Below are 26,074 nucleotides of genomic sequence, written 5' to 3' on the forward strand. Positions count from 1 at the left end.
TGCACTTATGAATCAAAAAATACCCTTAAACATACAAACCGCCGGTAACAAAGAACTCGGTGCCGCAAAAACTGAACGCAACCGCGCACAATTTGACACCGATGCGCCACAGTTACGCAAACCCGACTGGATTCGGGTGCGTATTCCCACCGGTAATGCGGTGCAAAAACTGAAAAGTAAGCTGCGCAGCAATTCACTGGTAACGGTGTGCGAAGAAGCCTCCTGCCCGAACATCCATGAATGTTTCGGTCACGGTACCGCCACGTTTATGATACTTGGCGAAATCTGCACCCGCCGCTGCTCATTTTGCGATGTGGCCCATGGCCGGCCGTTACCACCGGACCCCAATGAAGCGGCCAATCTGGCTCAAACCATCGCCGACATGGCGCTCAAATATGTGGTGATTACCTCGGTGGACCGTGATGATTTAAAAGACGGCGGCGCGCAGCATTTTGCTGATTGTATTGACGCCATCCGTGCCAAAAATCCGGACATTAAAATCGAAATCCTGACCCCTGATTTCCGCGGCAAAAACAAAATCGAAAAAGCCCTGGAAATTTTTAAAAACTCACCACCGGATGTGTTTAATCATAACTTAGAAACGGTGCCGGATTTATACCGCAATGTACGTCCCGGCGCCGATTACCAGTGGTCACTGGACTTACTGAAACGCTTTAAAGCACAACACCCTGATGTGGCCACCAAATCCGGCATCATGACCGGCCTCGGCGAAACCTTTGAACAAATCAAAGCCACCTTGCGCGACCTGGCGGATCATGATGTCGAAATGATTACCGTCGGCCAATACCTGCAACCCACCAAAGGCCACCACCCGGTCCTCAAATACTGGTCACCCGACGAATTCAAAGCCATCGAAGAATACGGCTACACCCTCGGCTTCACCCATGTCGCCTCCGGCCCCTTAGTCCGCAGCTCCTACCACGCCGACCTACAAGCCAAACAAGCCGGCTTTGTCAGCTAAATCAATCCCGCCAAGCCTGACTGCCCGAGTCCATTTCGGCCAGTCAGGTTTCAACTTAAGCCAACAATAAAAAACCGATAAAACTCACCGTCGCCGCAATCAGGGCATAGGGCAACTGGGTGATGGCGTGGGACACCATATGGCAGCCGGCACCCTGGGCGGCGAGGATGGTGGAATCGCTGTAAAAACAGGCTTGAGAGCCAAAGGCACTGGCCGATAACAAGGCACCGATTACCAGCGGGATGTTGGCATCCACCGCATAAGCCAGGGGCATGACAATGGGGATGGTGACGGCAAAAATACCCCAGCTGGAGCCGGTGGCAAAAGCCAGTATGGCCATCGCCAGGAACACAAGTGCCGGTAACCACTGGGCAGTCATATACGGTGACAGGTTTTCAATGACATACTGCGGCAACATCAGCTTATCGCAGACATCTTTAAAAATAAACGCCGCCACCACCGTGCCGATGGCAGGCAACATGGTTTTAAAACCGTCCATCATGGTTTCCATCATTTCGCTTAACGACATCAGTTTTTGCAAACCATAATACGGCAAAGTGATGATTAAGGTCACCACCAGACCTTTATAAACGTCCACATCAAAATAAATGGTCAGCACCACCAATAAAATCATCGGCACCAGAAAATTCACCAATTTACCTTTTGGCTGGGCTTCCTCAAACTCTTCTTCAATGCCTTTAACCAGATATTCACCGGGTGCTAATGATTTTTCGGTGGGTGTAACCGCTTCAATCAAATCCTCATCCACCGCGACATTATCCGGGGCAGCCGGAGACTGACTGGGATCGGCAAGCCCCAGACGACTGGCCATTTCGGCTTTTTTCATCGGCCCAAAAATAGGAATTACTCCCACAATCACCAATATCAGCACCACCAATGTTAGCCAGGCATACAACATATACGGAATGGCCTGCATATACACAGATAAGCCTTCACCCACCGCGGCCACCTGGTTATTTTCCAGCAATCCGCCAAAGAAAATGGCCCAGGTCGATAAGGGCACCAAAACACAGACAGGCGCTGCGGTGGAATCCACCACATAGGCCAACATTTCGCGGGAGACTTTGTACTTATCGGTGACCCGCTTCATGCTTTCACCGACACTCAGGGCGTTGAGGTAATCATCCACGAAAATCACCAGACCCAATAAAAAGGTCATTACCAAGGATGATTTGCGCCCGCTGGTGTATTGTTGGGCTTTGTGACCGAATGCCATGGCACCACCGGTGTGTACCAGTAAACCGATTAACATCCCAAAACCACCACACACCAGAATAAGCCAGGCAATGGTCTCATCCTGCATCACCGTCAAAGTGGTGTCGGTAAAGTGAGTCAGGATATCGGCCGGCGAAAACAACAGTAAACCGGTTAAAGCCCCCAGAGTCAAAGCCAGAATTGGGCGTTTTAGCCAGATGGCCAACACCAGAACCACCACCGGCGGAATTAAACTGACGCCTGTCGGTTGCGCCTGTATGGTGTCTGTCACCGCTTGAGTAAGCATAGTCGTACCCTCAAAAAATCAAACGATAATAAAACTTTCAAATTGCGGATATTGGCACAAAACAATCTATTTTCCTAATAAAATTTGCCCCTACGTGAAAACTATTTGAGTTGGTTACATCCGGTACGCCCGACAGGCGCTTATTTTAAGCATCACCACAATTTCGGTGAATGCAGGGTCTTTATCGGTTTTACATCATCGGTGAAAACAAGCGCACCACCCGTTCCCAGAAATGCACCAGGGTGCCGCGTTGTAACCACTGTTCGGCATCTATTTTTTCAGCGTCCTGTAAATCAGCCTCAAACACTTCAGCCATTTGTTGGGCTTTGGCTTCACCATAAATCAGGGTGTTGATTTCAAAGTTGATATCAAAACTGCGCACATCCATATTGGCACTCCCTAAAATCACCAGGTCATTATCTATAACCATGGTTTTGCTGTGAATAAAGCCCTTTTTATACAGGAATATTTCAATGCCAATCGAAAGCAACTCACTGTAATAGGATTTGGCTGCTGTATTCACGATTCTTGAATCGGACTGATCCGGCACCAACAATTTTATTTTTACGCCACTTTTGGCGGCAATAATCAACGCGTCCTTGAGTCTGTCGCCGGGAATAAAATAGGGTGTGGTAATCAATATCTGCGAACGCGCCGAGGCAATCGCCTTGAGAATAGAAAACAATATATTCGGCAAATCCGAATCCGGCCCCGAGGACACCGGCTGAACCAGCTCAGGCTCAACCACATCGGTTGTGATTTTGACGGGAAAATAATCTGACTTTAAGCTGATTTGAGTATCACTGCAAAAATTCCAGTCACTGATAAACACATACTGAAAAAAAACCACCGCCGGACCCCTGATTTGCATGTGGGTATCCCGCCAGTAGATTTGTTTTTCCGGCGCCGGTGTGGTTTTGGTGGCGTTGATGTAGTTATCACCCACATTGATACCACCTGTAAAAACCCTTTGACCATCTATCACCACAATTTTTCGGTGGTTGCGGTAATTAATGCGGTGGGCAATGGCATGCAACCTTAACCGGTAAAAAGGGGCCATTTGAATGCCGTTTCTTTGCATTTTTTTCAATAACTGGCGACCAATATGAAAACTGCCGAAATCATCATAAATAAAACGCACCTCAACACCCTGCTGCGCACGCTCAATCAGGGCATTGGCCACTTGGTTGCCAATACCGTCACTTTCGTAGATGTAATATTCCACATGAATGTGGTGACGGGCATGACGTATGGCTTCTAACAATGCCGGAAACTTTTGTTCACCATTATGATAAATATCGATGGAATTACCGGCCGAAACCGGGCTTAGGTTGGTGTTGAGAATAAATCCGGATAAATGTCGGTATTTTGAGGGGAACAAATCATCTTGCCAGATGCTTTCGGCCACTTCAAAACCATGCTCTTTGACGTCTTTGCGCAGTTTTTCATCACGCAATAATTTATGGCTGTAAAATTTTCTTTTGCGAAAGTTAACCCCAAAGGAAAAATAAAATATAATGCCCAACACCGGAATAAAAACCACTGCCAAAATATAGGACAGGGCTTTGGTGGTGTTGTGGGTGTCATAGATGATTTGGACAATCACCAGCAACAGCACAATAAAATATGCGGCTTGTAAAAAAACAACCCAATTCATTCGGCGACCCTTTGGCTACAAAAACAAAAAAAGCACCGACCGGCGGTGCTTTTTGATCGAAAGAATAATTATACCTTAATTCACATAACATTCCATCTGACCCTTGAAAATACGGTCATATACGCCTTCTTTGCCCAGTGCATGCACCGCTTCGGCTTCCACTTCAACATTGTAGTAAGAACCACCCGGGTAAGAGGGAAAACCACCATCATTTTCCTGTAACGCCGCTATCCACACTTTGGCAGATTCAATGGCCGGAAGATAATTTTTAGCCGGCAAACGTTCCTGGGCTTTGATTAAAGCCATGACCGCATACGCTGTGGTCTGCAGGTCTTCATCGCTTGCTGTGGGTGCTGCCAAATTAGAGTGCCAGTTAAATGAACCGTTGGGATTTTGTAAGCTGACTAAATAGTCGGCCAATTCTTCTAAAGTGGTTGAACCATTAACACCCAGTTGATTAGGTGCCACAATTTCAGGGAAGGTTAAACGGTTGACGTTAGCCAAACCCTGAACACCACCGACCACACCTAAAATGTCTGTGTATTGAGTGCCCGGATCGGTGTTATCTAAATTCGCCAGAGCATCTAAAATACCCTGTTCAAACTGACCGGCAATACCCTGATAACAGTATCGTTCAGCCGCCAAAACCTGGTTGGCCAATTCCCAGGGTTTTAAATTTTGCCAGGGCGGGCTTGTTCGTACGGCATCAATATAATCTTGTGCGTTCATATCCGCATTACCACCGTAAGTGCCAGCTAACAAAGCTTCATAAAAACCATTTTTAACCCAGTCTGTATAGGTGGTGTCACCGGTTCTTTGGGTCATGTACCATAGGTTTAAAGCCGTCTGTGAGCCCAACTTCGGACTACCGGCACCTGCACCACTGCCACCGTAAGTTGAATTTAGATTAAAATCAGCCGCAGCTACGGCTGAACTCATAAATACGCTTAAATTGCTGGCGTCATAAGCTGCCAACACACCGTCGATAATCGGTGCGGTGATATTATATGCCGATGATGAGCACACATTATGCGGCCAGCCCCAGCCACCATCATCACATTGCTGCGCCACAATATGAATACCGCCGTTTACGATGGCCTCATCATAGGGCCCGTCAAAACTCAAACCGGTTAAATCATAACCGTCCTTTTCTGTGGCATACAGCGCCATTGAACACCCAAACAGCACAGCACACAAAACCCCATTCAATTTAGAAAATCGCTTCATAACATCCTCTTATTTAAAAAAACAAAAAAACATCCCTAATTTAGGAATCCTGTTATTAGGATACATAAGAGCCATTCTGATGTAAATGTTTTTGTGACAAGGTTCACATTGTGTGCGACATAATGTGGCATTTCAGTTGATATAAGCTATTTTTAAGAAATGATTGCAAGAAAAAATGCCAAGTTGACACAAAGGGGCACATAAAGCGCCACTTTGTGTCAACAATTTTAAATTGGTTCTTTTACTTCAAATGGGTCCACAGATGGGTGTACACCAAAGCCAGGCGTTCGGCCAATTGCTCATTGGTGCTGGAACCACCGTGACCGCCTTCTATATTTTCATAATACCAAACCGGATAGCCGTAGGATTCCATTTTGGCCGCCATTTTACGGGCATGACCGGGATGGACCCGGTCATCACGGGTCGAGGTAAAGAAAAAAGTGGCGGGATAATCGGTGTCTTTTTTCAGGTTTTGATAGGGGCTGTATTTTTTCATAAAAGCCCAGTCTTCAGGCTTGTCCGGATTACCAAATTCACCCATCCAGCTGGCACCGGCCAAAAGTTTATGGTATCGCTTTAAATCCAGTAAAGGTACACCAATCACTGCAGCGCCGTAAAGCTCGGGATGCCGGGTCATGGTGGCACCCACCAACAGACCGCCGTTAGAGCGGCCTTCAATACCCAGGTGCTCCGGTGAGGTGATGTTTCGCTCCACCAGATCACGGGCCACGGCTTCAAAATCTTCATAGGATTTTGTTTTATTTTCCAATATAGCGGCCTGATGCCATTTCGGTCCGTATTCCCCGCCACCACGAATATTAGCCGATACAAACACGCCACCGCGATCGAGCCAGAGTTTTCCGTACGCCCCTTCTAAGGCTTCATAGCTACCGGAGTAAGACGGCGTCAGTGAATTTCTGAAACCACCGTAAGAAAAAATATGGGTTGGGTTTTGACCGTTAAATTCGAGGTTTTTATTCATGACGATAAAATAAGGAACAAACGTACCGTCTGTCGATCGGGCAAAATACTGTTTAACCACATAAGGCGTCGCATCAAAGCTGGGTTTTTGTTGTCTCACTGCGGTGGCTTTTAAATCATCACCGGCCACATGATACAATGTGGGTGGTTTGATAAAGGACTCGTAAACTGCAAAAAAGTCACCGGATTTATCATCCACCGCCGATAAGCTCACTGCGCCGTTGGGCGGAAATTCGACCCGGCTTTTTTTCCAAATGCGGTTGGGATCCTCTTTATCGGGCTGATAGACATCCACCTGTGCCACCACATCCACCAGAGAGTTTACGATGATACTGTTATCGCTGGTGACAATCGCTTCAATGGTGGTGAATGAATCGGGGGTTAAAAACACCTGCCAATCACCCTCTTTTACTTCGGCTTTTTGCATCAGCAATAATTTTGGCTTAATCAATAAAACCATGCCCTGTTTAAGTGATTGGCCCTGAAACTGCCAGTCTTCTTTTAAGGACACCACCAGTTGATCCTGATAGATGTCATTCACCACGGCGCTATCGGGTAAATCCAGTTTTTGCGGTTCACCGCCCAGCAACAAATAATAATCATTGGTCCAGAACGAGGTGCCATCCACAATCAGGTCCATGGTATTATCACCTTCGCCCGAACGAAATGCAGAAACTGAAACTGATTCTTTGGGTACCGTCATCAACGTTTTTGCATCGCTTAAATCCTGACCTCTTTGCCAGAGCTTGACCACTGCCGGGTAACCTGAACTTGTCATGCTGTCAGCGCCAAAATCAGTGGCCACGTACAAGTGATCCCGATCACGCCATGTAACCCGCATTTTGGCTTTGGGCAGTTGAAAACCGTCATCTATGAATTGTTTTTCATCCACATCAAATTCTTTCATCACCACTGCATCGCCACCGCCTGGTGATAAATACATGAGACAGCGTTGGTAATCAGGTTTGAGACAATTCAGACCTTTAAAGACCCAGGTACCTTCATGATTCTTATTGTAGTCATCCATATCAATCACTGTTTCCCAATCGGCCTGTTCATGGTCGATAAAATTATCCACTCTGGCGCGTCGGTATAACCCGCGTGGATGGGCATCATCTTTCCAGTAATTATACAGCCAGTCACCCTGCCGACTCACTTCGGGAATGCGTGATTGATTATTCAGCGTGGTTAACGCCTGTTGATACAGTTCATCGTAAATGGGTTTGGATTTATAATCTTCGGCCGTAGTCCGGTTATGATCTTTCACCCAGTCCATAGCACGGGTGGAGTCAATGTCTTCCAGCCAGATAAATGGATCAACAGAACTTTCGGTTGGCTCGGCAAATAAGGCACCACTGAGCAACAATAACAGCACAATTCGATGTAACATAATGGTTTTCGGGAAAATGAAAGATAATGATTTTAACGCGAAAACCGCAGCGGATAAAGCGTTGATGTTATTTATCTGACAGCCGCTTTAAAAAATGGTTTGTTGTGTGGCGTCGGTAAAATGCTCTAAAAATCGCAGGCCGCGGTAGGAATTGCCTTTTTCATTCAGACGGGGTGACCACACCGCAAGGCTGAATTCACCGGGCATCACCGCCACAATACCACCGCCGACACCGCTTTTACCCGGTAAACCGACCCGAAAAGCAAAATCACCCGCCTCATCGTAAAAGCCGCAGGTCAGCATAATGGCATTGATGCGTTTGGCCTGACCACGGCTTAAATAACTGTGCAGGTCATCAGCACTGCGACCGTGTTTGGCGAGAAACATAAAAATGCGGGCCAGCTGTTCACAATTAACACCAATTGAACAGACGTCAAAATACAAATCCAATACATCGTCCACGTCGTGCTTTATGTTACCCATGGATTTCATAAAATAGGCCAACGCCATATTTCGGTAGCCTTCTGATTTCTCCGAAGCGGCGATGGCTTGGGTGTAATGAATGTTCTCATCGGCAGCCAGCGTTCGTAACATGGAGATCACCACTTCTCGCGGGTCACTGAACAGCTCCATCAATACATCACATACCACAATGGCGCCGGCATTGGAAAAAGGATTCCTGGGAATACCAAAGTCATGCTCAAGACGACTGAGGTTGTTAAAGGGTGTGCCCGAGGGCTCCACCCCGACCCGTTGCCACAATTGTGCATCCAGTTTCTGGTATGCCAAACTAAGGGTAACCACTTTAATGATACTTTGGATGGAAAACTGCTCCTGCCAGTCGCCCACCGCGTGACGTTGGTTGTCACGATCAATTAAACACACACCAAACTTCTCACTGTCAACGGTCGCCAGTTCCGGGATGTAAGCAGCAACGTGACCATAGTTTTTTTCCAACAATAGCTGTTGGTAGATGTGGTCTATAATTTCACCGTATTTCATCATTACATGGTAACCAAAATTCGCAGTGAATCCAACTGCGGTTGCATGGCCGCGACCCGCTCAAGTGCCAGCGCCAATTGGTTTTGTGCCTGCTTGATTTCAGTTTCTCTGATCAACTCATTCAGTTCTGCCAGCTGCTGCAGACGCACAATATCTGCTTCTAATGCGCGTTTAACCCGTTTTTGCCAATGTCTGATGAGTTCATTGTGTTGTTGTTTTATTTTCAAATCAGCCAGCTGTAACAACTGTTTTAACACCGGTAATTTGGCCTTCAAAACCGCCACCGCCGTCTTCTGGGGAACCGACTGAGACGCCTGATCTAAGGTTATCGGGTCTAATTGATCTGCCAGATTCTTACCCCCCTCACTGAATAACTGCCTGATTCTTTGCGGTGGCAGAATACCGGCCAAATAACGATTTTGGCGACCGCTGAGCGCGTATTGATAATGAGCCTCCAAAAATAACTGACCGGGCTTTAAGTCACGGTGTTGTATCGCCACCAAGGTACTGTTGCCCTTTTCCTGGGTCAAAATCATGTCCATCACCTCACTGACCATGGGGTGCTCCCAGGTGAGATAATGCCAGGTTTCGTTGGCCAGCGCATGGTGCCGGTGGTAGGTGACCGTCATGCCCTCATCGGGTAAACGCGGGAAGTGACCCTGCATCTGCTCAGTGGGTCTGAGTATTTCACTGCCGTTACTGTTGATGTCAAAATCCACACCGTATAAATCGTACACCCGATGCATAAAATCGATCAAGGTATCCACCGCTTCGGCTGATTCAGCCTGATCCACCCATTGCTCAGCCATCGGCGGATGAGATTGATATTCAAGTAAGCGGTCACGTCCGCGAGCCAATGTTTGTAACAGTTGTTTTGATTGTTCCCGGGTGTCCTGAATCAACTGCTCTACGGTGGCGGCTTGCAATGATTGATGCAGGCTTGGCTTGAATTTTTCATAGAGCATGGTCGCCGCCGGATTAGGCCGTTCAAAAAGCCCCAAACCTTCATGGTACCAGCGAAACCAGGTCAGCTGCAGGGTGTTGTTAAAAATCGGCACATGCAAATAAATTTCCCGTCCCTGGCCAATCCGATCCAGGCGGCCAATGCGCTGCTCAAGCAAATCAGGATGTGGCGGCAAATCAAACAGTACCAGATGTCGGGCAAACTGAAAATTACGCCCTTCACTGCCAATTTCCGAACACAATAAAAGATTCGTGCCCTGCTCAAAATCAGCAAACCAGGCGGCCGCCTGATCACGCTCCACCAGGCTCATACCTTCATGGAATAAAGCCGCATGCAATCCATATTTTTCGCGTAACCGATTTGCCAGGGCACGTATGCTGTCGGCATGGTGAGCAATCAGCACCACTTTTTCATTTTTCAATCCGGCCAGCATTTCAACCAGCCAGGGAATTCTGGGATCTGTTTCAGTCCATTGACTGTCGTCTTGCTGTGCTTGAAAACACATTTCCGGCGACAGACCCATCACCTCAGCATCCATAGCGACGTAACTCACCGGTGCTTGCAATGTCGTTAATGACAGAACCCGTTCAGGAAAACCGCTGACCGATTGTCGGGTGTTGCGAAACAGGATGCGCCCGGTGCCGTATTGATCAAGTAAACGCAATATAAAAGCTGGGGTATTTTCTGGTGCTTGCGCCAGTTTGTGTAATTCTTTTAACACCGAATCCGCCACATGGGGCGCCAGCAGTTTGTCCACCTGCTTCAATGGCAGTGCCGTGTTGTGTTGTTGTGCATCTATCAGCAATCCCACACCTGCAGCAATCGGTTCGAAGTGCGCCTGTTCTTCCACAAACGCCGCATAATCATTAAACCGGTCTTTATCCAACAGGCGCAAACGGGCAAAATGACTGCGCTGGCCCAACTGCTCGGGTGTCGCCGTCAACAGTAAAACACCCCCAATCACTTCGCTTAATGCCTCTATCACCGCATACGCCCGCTCATCCTCACTCAGCGTCCGTTCATCGAACATCAGCGCCGAATCCAGATAGCTGTCATATTCCGGCTGTTTCAGATGATGTGCTTCATCGACCACCATTAAATCCCAGCCGGCCGCTTTAAGCTGTTCAAATCGCTCAGCAGATTCAGTGATGAGCGATAGCGGCGCCAGCACCTGTTGGGCCGATTCAAACGGATTGGCATAACCACTGTCGATAAGTGCCTGACACTGGACCTCATCAAACACACTGGCATGTATATTAAAACGCCGCAACAATTCCACCATCCACTGATGCACAAGACTGTCAGGCACCAGAAACAACACCCGATCCGCCAGTCCGTTCAACAACTGCGCATGCACAATCAAACCCGCCTCAATGGTTTTTCCCAGCCCCACTTCATCTGCCAACAAAACCCGCGGAGCAAACCGGCCGCTGACTTGTCGGGCAATATACAACTGATGCGATAACAGGGCGGTACGGCAACCAATTAAACCATACCAGTCAGATTGCCACAGCTGACTTCGCACCTCAGCGGCATCCTGCCTCAGCTGAAACCATTTGGGTGAATCCAACTGGGCATTCAGTAATCGGTCTTTAGGTTGTGACAATGCGATGTTGTCGGCAAGCGCCGTTTCATCCAGCTGAATCGGTTGGCTGTCATCAAGCGTGCCCTCAAAATGCAATAAGCCGTCACGTTCTGTAACCTTGGTTAACATCACAACCCGTCCGTCACGACAGTTGATGGCATCACCCACTTGGGGCTTAAAGCGAATCAGGGGTGCTGTATCTTTGGCATAAATGCGCTGTTCATCGACAGCCCCAAAATGTAGTTTGACCATGCGATCTTGTTGCGCCACCACATGCCCAAGACCTAAGGACACATCTGCTTCATTAAAATACCGCTGTCCAATAATAAACGTCATGCCAAAAAAAGCCCTCAGTGAACATTAAAAAAGGTATATTTTAGCAACATTATGAACAGACGTTATACAATCATGGGCGATTCAAGCGAATGAAAAATATGAAACCACTGCTGATTATTTATAACCCCCATGCCGGCAGCGGTCAGGCTGAAAAACAGTTGCCTGATATTGAAGCGTATTTAACCAAAAATGGACTCGATTATGTATTAAAAATAACCGGTCGCCCCAAAGATGTGCGCAATCTGGTCACACAATCTGAGTTAAACCATTACTCCGCTGTGATCGGTGCCGGTGGTGACGGCACCTTATTTGAAGTGGTCAATGCTTTGATGCGGGTTCGCCCTGAACAGCGCTTACCACTGGGTGTTTTGCCGGTGGGCACCGGCAACGCCTTTTCCCGTGAACTGGGCCTTAAACCTTCGGATTGGAAAAAAGCCATCGACATCATTCAACGAAATAACCCCAAACCGGTGGATGTGGGCAAAGTTCAAACCAGCGATCAACAGTATTATTTTATTAACATTGTTGGTATTGGTCTGGTGGTCAATATCGGCCAAACCACCCAAAAGATTAAAAAACTCGGTCCTGTCTCTTATTCGCTGGCCGCCTTATGGGAAACCATGCGTATTAAACCCAATCGAGTTAAAATTTCCATCGATGGCGAACTGATTGAGGACAATCTGGTGTTTGTTGAAATTGCTAACAGCCGCTACACCGGCACCTCCTTTAAAATTGCGCCCGATGCGCAAATTGATGATGGCTTTTTGGATATTATTTTACTCAAACCGATTGCCCGCTGGCGTATTTTAAATTTATTTCCCACCATTTACTCAGGCCGCCACATCGAACACCCGGAAATTGAAACCCACCGCGGTAAAACCATCACCCTGACCACCACCGAACCGATGCCGTTAATGCCCGATGGAGAATTTATCGGCCATACCCCGGCCACCATTACCTGTGAGTCACAAGCATTACAGCTGCTGTCGATTTAATTGGACGGCCATAAAGCTTTTTTAGACATTCTTGTCCGTTAGTCGGATATTTCATCGTTACCCTCACTAAGCCATCATTTTTTCTGTTCGTAAGAATGGGCTAAAGAAGACACTTATTACCCAAGCACAACAGAAGTGACAGCTTTAATGAACCAGCGGGTATGGCGGTGAGTCACGTCAGCAGGACGCGGAAGCGACCGCCTATGAATACAAAAAGACAAGGCCGTAAGACTATTGCTCAGTTTTATTCAGCGCTTACCTACGCTTCTCCCCTACGGGGCTTACGTGATAATTCATTCCAGAGGAATTATTCTGCCACAGAAACTCGGGGGTTCAGGCATTTTTGGTTAATTCACGACTAATGTAGAGTTCTTTCAATTTATAACAGTTTGTTTGTCCTCTTAGTGACTAATTTTTCGTTAGTTTAACCATAGAGGCACAATTTATATTTTTTAGAGGATTTATGAAACAAATTGCATCACAAAAAACCTGTCTATTGATTGGCCTATTGAGCCTGCTCATCATAGGCAAAACCAACGCCCAAGTCTGCCGAGTTTCGGTAAATGGCACAAGTTCAGCAAGCGGCGCCTCGTGGCAACAAACCAAAGACTTACAGTCGGCCTTAAACAACCCGGCTCAATGCACAGAAATCTGGGTTAAATCGGGCACCTATTATCCCACAGCCGGCACTGATCGAGATATCAGCTTTACCATCAAACATAACGTTAAATTATATGGCGGCTTTTACGGCACAGAAACAACACGCTCTCAAAGGGACCCGATAAATAACAAAGCTGTTTTATCAGGTAATATCGGTTCACCGTCTGATTCTATTGATAACAGTCGTCGTGTTATTCATATTTTCAGCAATTCTGTTGGAACACGTATTGGTTCCAGCACAAAAATAGATGGTTTTATTATACGGGATGGCAATTCTTATAGCTCAAACGGTGCTGGGATGTCCTGCATTGCCATTAGCGACGGTTGGTGTGAGCCAAACATACACAATGTAGATTTCGTCAGTAATTTCGCACAAAATGGTGGTGCCATATATCTTTATGCAGATGACGGCATGAGATCTCAACCTAACTTTGTCAATGTTCGCTTTATAAGTAACAGGGCTTTTTCTTACACACAGGGACATGGCAACGGTGGTGCTGTTTATATCCATACCGGTTACACGGGCAACAGCCAGGTCAACCCATTCTTTCACGAAAATGAGTTCCTTAACAACATGGCCCAAGAACAGGGTGGCGCCATCTATAACAGCTCAAATAATGACGGAGAAGTTCATATGCCGGTTGCTTATAGTACTTTTTCAGGTAACTCTGCAAAACTTGGTGGTGCCATCGCCAACGAAAGCCATAACTACAGTGAACTCATTATATATAACAGTACCTTTTACAATAATAGTGCCGAGACAGGTGGAGCTATTTATGATGGCGATTATCGCCACACAACAGATTTAAATAATGTTACTTTAGCTGACAATAGTGCCTCCGTTTCCGGTGGCGCGATTCATAACGTCCATTACAACCTGCACATAAATAACTCAATATTGTGGGGAAATACAGCACCTTTAGGTTCACAAATAACGCTTGACGATGCTGATGTTAGAGCATACTACAGTGTTATCCAGGGTGGTTGTAATGCAATCGCAAGTCTCTCAGCATCCAATCGCCTTTGTCAAATGATTTATACCACTGATCCAAAATTAGGTAGTTTAGCCATGAATGGAGGATTTACTCGAACCATGTTACTCGGCACCGGCAGTTCTGCCATAAACAAAGGCGACACCCTGGAATGTTTAAATAAAGATCAACGAGGTATTGCCAGGCCCCAAAATGGTCAGTGTGATGTTGGTGCTGTTGAGATGCTCCAATCATGCCGCGTAACCTCAAATGGCTCCGCCAGCGCCAACGGCAGTGATTGGCAGGCTCAGGCGATGGACTTACAAACCGCTCTAACGACACCCAGCTGTCGTGAAGTGTGGATTAAAACCGGCACCTATAAACCGACCAACACCACCAACCGCAGCCTTTCCTTTACGGTACAACCAGGTGTAACTGTCATGGGCGGCTTTGCCGGTACGGAAGACAGCCCGAATGAACGGGATGTTGAAAACAACCCAGTGATTCTATCTGGTGACATCGGCCATGCGAATGACCCGGTTGATAACAGTTATCATGTGCTTTACCTCGATGGCACCCAAGGTACAAAAATCCTGGCCAACACAGTTATCATGGATTTAGAAATTCATGACGGTTATGGTAGCTTAGGTAGTTTTGATTTTCCCAATAACAGCGGTGCCGGTTTATTTTGTGACGGATCGGGAACTGGCAACGCCTGCAGTCCATATATAGCGAATGTTCGATTTTACAATAATCAAACGCCCGGCGGCAGTGGAGGCGCGCTGTTTAACCAGGCTAACAACGAAGGTGAAAGTCAGCCGCAATTGATGAATGTGATATTTGAAGACAACTCGACTCAATACAATGGCGGCGCCATGTACAATAACGGGCTGAACAGCGGGAACAGCAGTCCGGTGGTTGTTAATGGTACATTCCTCAACAACACAGCCGGCAATGGCGGTGGTGCCATTTATAACAACGGTAACCATGGCAGGAGCAGCGGCACTTTTTTATTGTCTCGGTTTTCATCCAATCAGGCCGACTATGGTGGTGCTGTCTATAACTCAGGTCAAGATCTGGGAATGAGTAACCCTGTATTTTCTGACGTCACATTTAACAGTAATGTCGCTAACTTTGATGGTGGTGCTTTTTACAGTGCTGGCTGGAACAGCGGCCAGAGTCAGCCCGTTATCAAGAATGTTAACTTTAAGTCAAATACGGCCATCCGGGGTGGCGCTTTATTTCTTCATGATTCAGCCGCTTTGGGTACCGCACAAATCAGCAACAGCACATTTGATCAAAACAGCGCAGTTGATGGCGGTGCACTTTATAATGATGGTGAAAACGGCACGGCACACCCGACAATTAGCAATACCACATTTTACGGAAACTCAGCCTTAGATAACGGTGGCGCCATCCATAATAACGGTGAAGACGGTGACAGCAGTCCCGACCTTTTAAATGTCACTTTCAGTGGTAACCAGGCTAATTATGGCGCGGCCATGTTTAGCACCGGTGGCTTAAATGGTGTCTCAAGTCCCACCATGCGACACATTATCATGTGGGGTAATACAGCAACCACCGAAGGTGATACCGTTTACCACAGTCAGGCAGAAAGCACCATCGATGACAGTATCCTTGAATATGGCTGTCCTAATGTGGGTTACGGACATACCAATTGCACCAACATCATTGACCAGAACCCTCTGTTGGGTCCTTTAGCGGACAATGGAGGCCACAGCAAAACCATGCTGCCTGCCCCTAACAGCCCTGCCATCGATGCCGGAGACAATAACCATTGTCCGGGCGAAGACCAGCGTGGTGAATCCAGACCCAAAGGCCTCGCCTGTGATATCGGTTCAGTGGAAACCGATCAACAAGGTCCCAGCGACATCATCTTTAAAGATGGTTTTGATAATTAATTAACAGTCAATGATAAAAGAGTCCTCCGGGGGCGGGTTGTTTTTATAAGGCCCGCCTTTTTATAACCGCCGTTTCAGAGAATACCATGCTGAGCTTTAGACAATCCATTCGAGCGTTCAATGCAATCATGGCTCGGTTCATTCAACGCACAGAAGTAACAACTCCTATAAATCATGATAGAATCACCGTCATGACTGTTGATACCGATATTAAACAAATCACTGTGTTACTGAATGCGTATGCGGACGGTGAAAACAGTGCGCTGGATTCACTCATCGGTGCGTTGTACCAACAATTATGCCAGTCAGCTCAAATCCAACTTAATAAGGCTAATCACAACGCCACCTTAAATAGTCATGACTTAGTCCATGAAGTCTATTTAAAACTAAAAAAATCAGATAATTTTTCAGCCAATAACCGCAGTCATTTTCTGGCCCTGTCCGCCACCGCCATGCGTCAGGTTATTTTAGACCGCATTAAGGCCAAAAGCAGTCAAAAACGAGGCGGTCATTTATTCGCCACCACCTTGGGTGATAATAAAGCGCAGGTAGAGGACAATGTACAAGAAATTATAATGATTAATGAATCATTACAAGAACTGCGTAATATTGATGCGAAACTCGCAGATACCGTGGAGTGTCGGTATTTTGCCGGTTATGACACTGAGCAAACAGCCGAAGCGCTGAATGTCAGTCCCCGCACGGTCCGACGTTATTGGACGACGGCTAAAAATATTCTGCAAAGAAAGCTAATGTAATCAAAGAATATCCTTAAATTTCTCTTCAATGCGCTTAATGTCTTTTTCTCGATTTCCTTCTTCTTTGAGTTCTGACAAAATGGTTTTAAGATAATCATGTGCCGCAGTTTTATCTGTGTCTTTCAACATGGTAATTTTCAACTCATGTGCCTGTAGGTGTTTTCTAACCAAAGGCTGTTTCAACTCTTCATATGCAAGAAAAGCCTGCTCGAGACGATCTTTAGCCTGTACTTTATCGACACCCTGAAACCATAAGTTTTGAGCAAATTCGGTGTATGTATCGGCAATCATTTCGTGTTGATCGGTGAAAACCTCTGAAAACTTACCCAGAGCATCCAAATACCAGTTGTTGGCTTCCTGGTAATGTTTTTGTTTGTTCAGAAAGATGGCTTTTTGCAAAACAGTCATGGCATAAACATACATACTTTGATCCTGACTTAAAGTACCTTTTTGATAATGAACTTCAAGTAAATCAATGGCTTTTTGATTCCATTTTATCGCTGATTCAAGATCTTCCAAATTAGCCGAAGCGGTGGCAATATTCCGGTATGAGTTGGATAAGTCTAAATGGTTTTCAGGCAAATAATCTTCCATGAGTTTATTGTGTGCAATGGCTGTATCTAAGGCTTTTTGATGATCGCCCATGGCTGAATAAGTCACCGCCATGTTGTTAATAAATGACATTTTCATTGAGCGATGATCTTCGGTTGAACCATCAATGGTTTTTACAGCTAAATTAAAGGTATCAAGTGCCTGTTGATAATCTCCCTGTTTAAAATTGCATATCCCTTTCACATTTAAGGCCCAAATGGTTTCTGCCGTCAAATCATCATTTATATGCTGAATGGCCGCTAAACTTTCGTCGACCAATTGAATGGCAGGCAGACATTTATTTAAATGTGAGTTTAACAAAGCCAGCATATTGTTGAGTTGAATCCATTTAAGTTCACTGATACCTTCTGAATTCATTAATTTCTTCAAGTTAAATTCAGCGTCTTTATAATTATCAGACTCCATATCGTATTCAATATCTGATTCCATCAGTTTATTTTTTGTGGCTAAACTGACCTGCGGATTATCTGCTAATAATTTGGCTTCTTCTATGAGTACTTTTGCCTGTTCCATTTTATTTAATAAACGGTATGAGTCGGCAATAATTGTTTTCAGATAAATTCGAGCATCAAGTTGATTGTTTAATTCTGAATCAATTTTTTCAGCACCCGAATCCAATAAATCAATGGCAGTGAGTTCTTCTCCCTTAGCACCATAGGGATTGGCTTGCTGAAACATACCGGATAAAAACTCAACGACTTGTTCGGCTTTTTGTTGTGCCAACTGTGCCTGGGTACGCTCGTATTTAAGGTCGCTGATGTATTTGCCGGTGGCCAAAGCCGCCACCAGGATTAATACGCCGAAAGCCACCATGCGTAAACGCTTTTTCGGCTTTGCTTGAATCGATTTAACCTGTGCCAAAGCCGCTTTAGCCGTGGGTCGATCAGCCGGGGCGTAGGCTTTTAACGATTGAATCAGCTTTTGCCAATGGCGGGGAATGTCATTGGGGGTTAAAGTCTTGCCTTGATTGGATAATTTTATTAATTGCTCTGAGGTCGAATTTTGGGGATAAGGGGGTACGTCTGATAACAAGGTTTGCAGCAACATCCCGAATGAATACATGTCCGTGGCGGTGCTTAATTCTTCACCGGCAGCTTGTTCGGGTGACATAAAATTTAAGGTGCCAATTAAAGCACCTGCCCGGGTACTGTGATTATCATCTTCGGTTGTTTGAATGTCATCTGAAATATGGCTCGCTTCAGTTAAACGGGAAATACCAAAATCCAACAGTTTAACCACGCCTTTATTGTTAATCATGATGTTGTCGGGCTTAATATCCCGGTGGATTATATTTTTTCGATGCGCTGCTTGTAGCCCACGTAATATTTGGGCCACGATATCCAACTGTTTTGATTGTGAGTAAGTCTTAAACTGATTTGGACTTAAGGGTTCACCTTCAATATATTCAAGCACTAAAAAGTCCGACTCTTCTGCTTCAATCAGGCTGTGAATACGGCAGATATTTTCATGGTCTAACTTTGAAAGCAATAACGCTTCCCTTCGAAAGCGTTCTGCGGCCGCTTCATTAACCGGGTGTTTTAGCAACAAGGCTTTCACCGCTACCCGGCGTTGTAAAATTAAATCCCGGCCTTCATAAACCGCACCCATGCCTCCCTGGCCTAATTTCTTCTTCAACTTAATATTTGCAAAGGTTCGACCCGATAAATCTTCATCCGCCGCCACGGAGGCAAACAGCCAATCCGCTCCACCCCGTTGCTCTAAAAAGTTGGTTCGCGTTGCAGAAGGCTTTAATAAAGCCGCCACCCGATTAATAACTTCGGCATCTGCATCAGCCTGTGCTAAATACTGAAAAGCAGACTCGGTGTTCATGGGTAAAACTGTTTTTAACAGTTGATTGACCTGTTCACTGTTGCTTGACTGGTTCATGTAATTCACTCTTTTTAATTAATTATACAACAAGACCAGATATCGATAAGCTCAATTGAGTCAATCCAGATTTTTCCACATATCTCGATGATCAATGCGCAGATGGTGGTAAACGGAGCCTCGGGGTTTATAACCGAGTTTTTGATAAAACTTAACCGCGGGTAAACGTGCGGCTAAGATAATGGATGTAACTGATTTTTCATGCAGGGCTTGTTCTGTGTTTTTGATAAGTTTTTGTCCCAATCCCTGGTTTTGAAAATCCGGCGACACCACCATTTGGCGCAGTTTAACGTGTTGTGGTTTATCGTTTGCAACGTCCTGTGGTTCTATTGTTACCGTGGCAATGATTTGATTATTCTTAAATAAACCAAAATGCCAGCAATTTTGATCGCTGTCACGATCTTTAGCGGTCAGCGACAGTCCCAAAGGCGTTCTTAACACCTGCTCGCGCAAATCCCAGGCCTGCGGATAACAGATCGATTTAACATCATATTCTTTAAATTCAAACGACATGATTTAAAAAGCCGGATGATGCCCCTCGTTAATGCGATACCAACCGGTCAGACTGTAACGTGCCCGTTTAGCAGGTAATACTTCGTGTGGAAATTCTTCACTGAGAAAGACAACCAGTCTTCCCATTGTTGGTAAAATCTGGTGAGTTATACGATTTGAATCAGGCGCGTACATGACCAGCTCACCTCCATCTTGAGGCCCCCATTGCGGATTTAAATAGAGAACCGTGCTTAACCGGCGGTTAATTCCGGTTTTAAAAGCATCTATGTGGCGTTTATAAAAAGCACCTTCGGGATAATGAGCAAACATACACTCGTATTCATACAGACCTAAAAATAATCTGCGATTAACCGCTAATCGTAAGGACTCCGCCCATGTTAGATAACTGCTTAAAAACGACTCATCACCGTCAAGCCAATGAATACGATCGTTTCTAACAAACTTGTTTTTTTGGTAGGCGTCTTCACGACCAATTCCGGCGGGTTTAAATTCTTGCGGATTTAAATCAATTAATTCTTTTAATAAACAGGTTAAATAATTGTCATCAAACACATGGTCTAAGACCACAAATCCCGTTGAGTATAAGCCTGATACAATGACATCCAGCTGGCTTGCAGCCTGTGGCGATAAAGTGGAAAAGAGACCCATAGGCTACTCACAGAATAAAAAAAAACGTTATATACCAGACTCATTAAAATGTATATGAATTTCGAACAAACGGGTTGCTTTATAATGTGGTTGTTTATCGTTATTGAGAAAATGAAAATTTGTCTGTATGTAATCAGAAATAATCAAACAAATGAGCGTAAATTTATAGAAAAACAAACCTAACCCCCGTTGCGCTTGAATCATTGAACCGTTTAGGCCTGGTCAACCAACTCATGCGGTTGTAAAAAGTAATGAATATTGTGTAAATCGCGTCTCAGGATTATTCATTTATGTATTGTAATTTATACTGATTTAATTGAGCCATCATGGCATCTTTTCTGTGCTCTGTGGCAAAAGAAGCGTGAACAGCATTTACCGTCATATCATAAATCTGCTGGTCGGTGACACCACAGTGCTCTTGTATCAGCAATAAATTATCAGTCAAAAAGGCCCCAAAGTGTGCCGGATCGTCAGAGTGTATAGTGACATTCAGACCACGCTTGAGTAAGTCTTGCAATGGGTGTTTGCTCATGTGACCACAAACGTTTAGTTTGACATTCGATTGGGGACAGACGGTCAACGGAATATTATGTTTAATTAAATATTCCACCAGGTCATCATCATCCAGACATGTCACGCCGTGGTCAATACGGCTGACATGGGCATCTTTAATCGCTGACCATATGTATTCAGGTCCACCTTCTTCTCCGGCATGCGCCACTGTTTTAATACCGGCTTGGTGAATTTCTTTAAACACTTTTTTAAATAATGATGCTGGATATCCCTGTTCAACAGCCGCTAAACCAATGGCCAAATATTTATCTTGATGTTTTTTTAGTATCTGCCAATCTTGCTCAGCTATTTCCGGACCCAAATGACGGATAAAACACGGAATAATACCACCACTTATACCACCATCAGGTTGTTCATCAAAGGCCGCATTTATACCTTCTAAAACCATTTCCGGCGGATGCCCCCGATCCACATAAGTTCTAATGTCACAAAAAACTTCAGTATGGATTATATTTTCCGCTTGGCATAATTTTAAATAGTCTTGCGTTATGACATGAAAATCTTCCGCTGACTGCACCACCTCTGTGGTCTTAATGAACAAATCAACAAATTCCGCCAGGTTATCAAATTGATAAGCCTGTTCAACTTCTTCGATGGTTTGATAGGGCAAACTCACTTTATTTTTTTCTGCCAATTGCAATAATCGCGACGGCACGATGGAGCCTTCCACATGCATATGCAGCTCAACTTTAGGGATTTGACGGATAAAATCAGACATGGTGGCGCTCCAAAAGCGCAACATCTTATCATTATCTCGGCTTGGGGTTGGCATCCTTGTGGATATAATCGTAAAATAACCAATCGCCTTAATCATTGCAGATGTATGAATACGGATTACTTAGATTTTGAACAGCCCCTGGCCGAACTGGAAGCAAAAATTAACGAACTGCAAAACGTCAGTGACGATAACGCCATTAACATTGACGAAGAGTTGGACAAGCTCAAAAGTAAACTCACCCATAAAACCGAACAAATATTCAGCCACTTGAGTGACTGGCAGATTTCTCAATTAGCCCGCCATCCACTGCGTCCTTATACCCTGGACTACATTAATTTAATTTTTGATGATTTTATGGAATTACATGGCGATCGGGCGTTTGCCGATGACCCGGCGATTGTCGGTGGCCCCGCATTTTTAGAAGGTCAGCCCGTGATGGTGATCGGTCATGAAAAAGGCCGTGGCACCAAGAAAAAAATCCATCGTAACTTTGGTATGCCGCGACCCGAAGGCTACCGCAAAGCGCTGCGCCTGATGCAGATGGCCGAGCGCTTTAATATGCCGATTGTGACCTTTATCGACACTCCTGGAGCGTATCCGGGTATTGGGGCTGAAGAACGCGGTCAATCAGAAGCCATCGCCAAAAATTTAGAAGTGATGTCACACCTGCAAGTTCCGATTATCAGCACCATTATTGGGGAAGGCGGCTCCGGCGGCGCTTTGGCTATTGGTGTCGGCGACATTACCAATATTTTGCAATACAGTATTTATTCAGTGATTTCACCGGAAGGTTGCGCATCCATTTTGTGGCGCAGTGCCGAGAAAAACAAGGAAGCCGCCGAAGCCTTAAGCATCACCGCCCATAAACTCAAAGAACAGGGCTTGATTGATCACATTATTAAAGAGCCGCTGGGCAGTGCTTACCGGGATCCGGCGTTTGTGGCAAAATCCATTAAATCAACACTGATTAAACAACTGAAATCCTTAAACGCCAAAGATTCAAAACAGCTAATCAGTGATCGCTACGACCGCCTGATGTCCTATGGAGCGTTCTCCGAATAGGCCAATCATATTAAAGAAGCCGTCATTACCTGAGGCTGCACATTATGTGGTGGCTTTTAGTGGCGGCAGTGACTCTGCGGCTTTACTACATCGCTTGGCTCATTATCCACCGTTAAATAATAAATTATCGGCGATTCATGTGAATCACCAAATTCACCCTGATTCAGACCAATGGGCAAAAAACTGTACCCGCCAATGTCAGCAATATGGGATTCCCTGTGTCGTCAAAGTGGTGAACCCAAAAAAGTCAGATGAAAACAGCCTGCGTGAAGAACGCTACAAAGCCATCGCACAACACATTGACAGCCTGCCGGGTAAAACATGCCTGCTCACGGCCCATCACCTGAATGATGACATTGAAACCCTGCTTTTTCGATTACTCAGAGGTACCGGACTGAATGGCCTCACCGGCATGACAGCCTATGGAGATTACATGGGTATTAATATATACCGGCCTTTAATTGATACCCCTAAATCGCTGATTAATCAATACTTAGCTGAACACAATATTCTATGGCTTGATGACAGCAGTAACCGCGACACCTCTTATGACCGCAATTATATACGCCATAAAATTATCCCGGCCTTCAGCCATTTGCGACCGGATGCCTTGCAGCGTATCGGTGACACCCGTGATCATTTAAAAAACAGTTTGGCTTTACTGGAACAATTGATTGGCAATCACAACCCCTTCACTGTCAATCCCGATTTTTCCAAACAGACATTAACCACCATGGTGTACCATTGGCTCACCATACGAAAGCTGACCCCGGTCAATCATAAGCGACTGTTGAGTTTTACCTCAGCCTGTTTATCCGCCGAATCGGATAAACAGCCTTCACTTAAAGCAAAGCAATATGTTCTTGTATTCTGGCAGCAGGCTATCTATGCCCTGCGACCGAATCTTTTAACCATCGACAGCCGACAAACGCACCGCTTAACTGTTCATTCAAAAATATTTCACTGGCACCATGAATTTGGACGATTATCACTACAAAGCAGAGCCACCAAGCTTAAATTAACAGTCAAATTCAATGTCCGGGGTGAAAAAATCAAACGCCCCGGTCATAAACACCACCAACGCGTAAAAGAGTTACTCAGAGAAACCGGCGTACCGCCCTGGCAACGCCAGCGACTGCCTTATGTGTACGTCAATGATCAGTTGATGGCGGTGGGTCAGTTGCAATCCGATCATTGGCAACAGTGGTTGACCGCGCATGAAGCGGAATATGATTGGCAATCCACCAACTTTCTTTTGTAAAATACACCGCATGAGCCAGAGTCAAACGTTTGAAAAAAAATTAGCCGAACTCAACACCATTGTCGAAAAAATGGAACAACCGGATGTGGGTTTGGAAGAATCACTTAAACTGTATGAAAAAGGTATTGCACTGACCCGGGAATGCCAAAAAATCATCGATCAGGCCGAACAAAAAATTGCCCGGTTACTGGACGAGTCAAATTGAACCCATTTAAACCCTGGCAAACAAGGATTGATGCTTTTTTGAAAGATTTTCTTGATCAGCAGCAACAGTCCGCCATTTGTTCACGGTTAGAAGCCGCCATCCGTTACACCCTTCTGGCCGGTGGTAAACGCATTCGTCCGCTTTTGGCCTATGCCACCGCTGACAGTTTGAACATCGACAGGGCACAAGTTGACAATCTGGCCGGTGCCATCGAAATGATTCACGCTTATTCTCTGATTCATGATGATTTACCCGCCATGGACAACGATGATTTACGCCGTGGCCAAGCCACCTGTCATATCCGGTTTGACGAAGCCACCGCTATTTTAGCGGGAGATGCTTTGCAAGCCCTGGCTTTTCAACTATTAAGTCAGACTCCGGCTGAAGCACGGAAAGTGGTCAAACTGATTTCTAATCTGGCCACAGCCTGTGGCGTTCACGGTATGGCCGGCGGCCAAAGCCTGGACCTCCGTTCCGAAAACAAAAACATTAAATTAGAGCAATTACAAGCCATCCACAGTGCCAAGACCGGTGCCTTACTGGTGGCCTGCGTCACCATGGTGACGTCCTTATGCGATCATTTAAATCACCACCAAATAAGCGCTTATCATCAATTTGCCGAACATTTTGGTATGGCTTTTCAAATCGTCGATGACATTCTTGATGTCACAGGCAACACAGAACAACTCGGTAAAACCGCCGGTGCTGACGAAAACCGTCATAAATCAACATATCCCAGTTTACTGGGTCTCGAACATGCACAGGAAAAAGCTCAATACCACATTCAATCAGCTAAAAATTTCCTGCAACAAACAAACCAGAAAAATCCCACATTAATTCAATTAACCGAATATATTCTGATTCGTTCTCATTAATAACCCAATCGCCACCAAACGTAACTATTGCGATGGATTATTAATCTATTTAATAGAATACTCTATTCTAATCATTCAATTTTACAAATCAATAACCAGCGCTTATCATACACCCATTGAAACAAAATTCTTTTTCTAAACTTTAAAACTAAGGAGTTCATGATGATTAGTGTTGGTGAAAAATTTCCCGAATTTAAATTAACCGCTGTTGACGGTAAACCATTGGCCGATATCAATATCGATAACGTCTTTACCGAAATTACAGATCAGACCTATGCCGGTAAATGGCAGGTGATTTTCTTTTACCCGAAAGATTTTACTTTTGTCTGTCCAACTGAAATTGCCGCTTTTGGTGATATGTATGAAGACTTTGCGGACCGTGATGCGCAGTTATTAACCGCCAGTACCGATACTGAGTTCACCCACTGGGCATGGCGTAAGCACCAGGAAGAATTGCGTGACTTACCGATTCCCATGTTAGCAGACGTCAAAAGAGAACTGACTGAATCCTTGGGGATTCTGGACAAAAACGAAGGCGTGGCCCAACGTGCTGTGTTTATCGTTGATCCGGACGGCATTATTCGCTTCTCAATGACCACGGACTTAAATGTCGGTCGTAACCCGAAAGAAGTGATGCGTGTTTTAGATGCTTTACAAACCGATGAGTTATGCCCTTGTAACTGGAGCAAAGGCGACGAAACCATCGATTTAAAACAGGCCACAGCCTAAATTAAACACATCCCGTGGCCAAACGGTCACGGGATGACA

19 protein-coding genes are annotated in these 26,074 nt (G+C 45.4%); 9 read left to right on the forward strand and 10 right to left on the reverse strand.

Features of this window, described 5'->3' with window-relative positions:
- Positions 1 to 7: 7 nt before the first annotated feature.
- The gene (gene lipA, locus IEV16_RS07525) at positions 8 to 982 is read left to right on the forward strand and encodes a lipoyl synthase (RefSeq protein ID WP_188365074.1); all 975 of its coding nucleotides are present in this window, start codon (positions 8 to 10) and stop codon (positions 980 to 982) included.
- A 55-nt stretch (positions 983 to 1,037) separates the two neighbouring features.
- Here lipA and IEV16_RS07530 read toward each other — a convergent pair whose 3' ends face one another.
- The 6 genes from IEV16_RS07530 to rapA form a co-directional block, all read right to left on the reverse strand.
- Complete coding sequence (locus IEV16_RS07530; protein ID WP_188365075.1) at positions 1,038 to 2,504, reverse strand: Na+/H+ antiporter NhaC family protein; 1,467 nt, start codon at positions 2,502 to 2,504, stop codon at positions 1,038 to 1,040.
- 190 nt (positions 2,505 to 2,694) lie between these two features.
- Entirely contained in the window at positions 2,695 to 4,161 is a 1,467-nt protein-coding gene (gene cls, locus IEV16_RS07535; protein ID WP_188365076.1) for a cardiolipin synthase, read from the reverse strand.
- A gap of 75 nt (positions 4,162 to 4,236) precedes the next feature.
- Entirely contained in the window at positions 4,237 to 5,388 is a 1,152-nt protein-coding gene (locus IEV16_RS07540) for a prenyltransferase/squalene oxidase repeat-containing protein (protein WP_188365077.1), read from the reverse strand.
- Between the two features lie 241 nt (positions 5,389 to 5,629).
- Entirely contained in the window at positions 5,630 to 7,759 is a 2,130-nt protein-coding gene (locus tag IEV16_RS07545) for a prolyl oligopeptidase family serine peptidase (RefSeq protein WP_188365078.1), read from the reverse strand.
- Between the two features lie 87 nt (positions 7,760 to 7,846).
- Complete coding sequence (locus tag IEV16_RS07550; RefSeq protein WP_229728290.1) at positions 7,847 to 8,764, reverse strand: glutaminase; 918 nt, start codon at positions 8,762 to 8,764, stop codon at positions 7,847 to 7,849.
- The gene (gene rapA, locus IEV16_RS07555; RefSeq protein WP_188365079.1) at positions 8,764 to 11,646 is read right to left on the reverse strand and encodes an RNA polymerase-associated protein RapA; all 2,883 of its coding nucleotides are present in this window, start codon (positions 11,644 to 11,646) and stop codon (positions 8,764 to 8,766) included. Before rapA ends, IEV16_RS07550 begins: the two co-directional genes overlap by 1 nt.
- Positions 11,647 to 11,735: 89 nt before the next feature.
- Between rapA and IEV16_RS07560 the strand changes: the two genes are divergently transcribed.
- From IEV16_RS07560 to IEV16_RS07570, 3 genes are all read left to right on the forward strand, one after another.
- Complete coding sequence (locus IEV16_RS07560) at positions 11,736 to 12,641, forward strand: diacylglycerol/lipid kinase family protein (protein ID WP_188365080.1); 906 nt, start codon at positions 11,736 to 11,738, stop codon at positions 12,639 to 12,641.
- A gap of 463 nt (positions 12,642 to 13,104) precedes the next feature.
- A complete protein-coding gene (locus IEV16_RS07565) occupies positions 13,105 to 16,194 on the forward strand; it encodes a choice-of-anchor Q domain-containing protein (RefSeq protein WP_188365081.1) in 3,090 nt (1,029 codons plus the stop codon).
- Positions 16,195 to 16,385: 191 nt separating this feature from the next.
- Complete coding sequence (locus IEV16_RS07570) at positions 16,386 to 16,952, forward strand: ECF-type sigma factor (protein WP_188365082.1); 567 nt, start codon at positions 16,386 to 16,388, stop codon at positions 16,950 to 16,952.
- Here the strand turns inward: IEV16_RS07570 and IEV16_RS07575 are convergent, their stop codons facing one another.
- The 4 genes from IEV16_RS07575 to add form a co-directional block, all read right to left on the reverse strand.
- Positions 16,953 to 19,451 carry a serine/threonine-protein kinase gene (locus IEV16_RS07575; protein ID WP_188365083.1) on the reverse strand — a complete coding sequence of 833 codons (2,499 nt, stop codon included), beginning with the start codon at positions 19,449 to 19,451 and terminating at the stop codon, positions 16,953 to 16,955.
- A gap of 60 nt (positions 19,452 to 19,511) precedes the next feature.
- Entirely contained in the window at positions 19,512 to 19,964 is a 453-nt protein-coding gene (locus tag IEV16_RS07580) for a GNAT family N-acetyltransferase (RefSeq protein WP_188365084.1), read from the reverse strand.
- Between the two features lie 3 nt (positions 19,965 to 19,967).
- Positions 19,968 to 20,612, reverse strand: a complete 645-nt coding sequence (locus IEV16_RS07585) for a 2OG-Fe(II) oxygenase (RefSeq protein ID WP_188365085.1) — start codon at positions 20,610 to 20,612, stop codon at positions 19,968 to 19,970.
- Between the two features lie 280 nt (positions 20,613 to 20,892).
- Positions 20,893 to 21,903 (reverse strand): adenosine deaminase, encoded by a 1,011-nt coding sequence (gene add, locus IEV16_RS07590; protein ID WP_188365086.1) that lies wholly within the window; start codon positions 21,901 to 21,903, stop codon positions 20,893 to 20,895.
- A gap of 105 nt (positions 21,904 to 22,008) precedes the next feature.
- Here add and IEV16_RS07595 point away from each other — a divergent pair, with 105 nt between their 5' ends.
- From IEV16_RS07595 to IEV16_RS07615, 5 genes are all read left to right on the forward strand, one after another.
- Complete coding sequence (locus IEV16_RS07595; RefSeq protein WP_188365087.1) at positions 22,009 to 22,965, forward strand: acetyl-CoA carboxylase carboxyltransferase subunit alpha; 957 nt, start codon at positions 22,009 to 22,011, stop codon at positions 22,963 to 22,965.
- Entirely contained in the window at positions 22,946 to 24,226 is a 1,281-nt protein-coding gene (tilS, locus tag IEV16_RS07600) for a tRNA lysidine(34) synthetase TilS (protein WP_188365088.1), read from the forward strand. The genes IEV16_RS07595 and tilS overlap by 20 nt, the downstream gene beginning before the upstream one ends.
- 10 nt (positions 24,227 to 24,236) lie before the next feature.
- Positions 24,237 to 24,431 carry an exodeoxyribonuclease VII small subunit gene (locus tag IEV16_RS07605; protein WP_188365089.1) on the forward strand — a complete coding sequence of 65 codons (195 nt, stop codon included), beginning with the start codon at positions 24,237 to 24,239 and terminating at the stop codon, positions 24,429 to 24,431.
- Positions 24,428 to 25,306: a polyprenyl synthetase family protein gene (locus IEV16_RS07610; RefSeq protein WP_229728291.1), complete on the forward strand. Its 879-nt coding sequence runs from the start codon at positions 24,428 to 24,430 to the stop codon at positions 25,304 to 25,306. Before IEV16_RS07605 ends, IEV16_RS07610 begins: the two co-directional genes overlap by 4 nt.
- 159 nt (positions 25,307 to 25,465) lie before the next feature.
- Entirely contained in the window at positions 25,466 to 26,035 is a 570-nt protein-coding gene (locus IEV16_RS07615) for a peroxiredoxin (RefSeq protein WP_229728292.1), read from the forward strand.
- Positions 26,036 to 26,074: the final 39 nt, after the last annotated feature.

It is taken from the genome of Marinicella pacifica (assembly GCF_014636635.1).
In the GTDB taxonomy this organism is placed as follows: domain Bacteria; phylum Pseudomonadota; class Gammaproteobacteria; order Xanthomonadales; family Marinicellaceae; genus Marinicella; species Marinicella pacifica.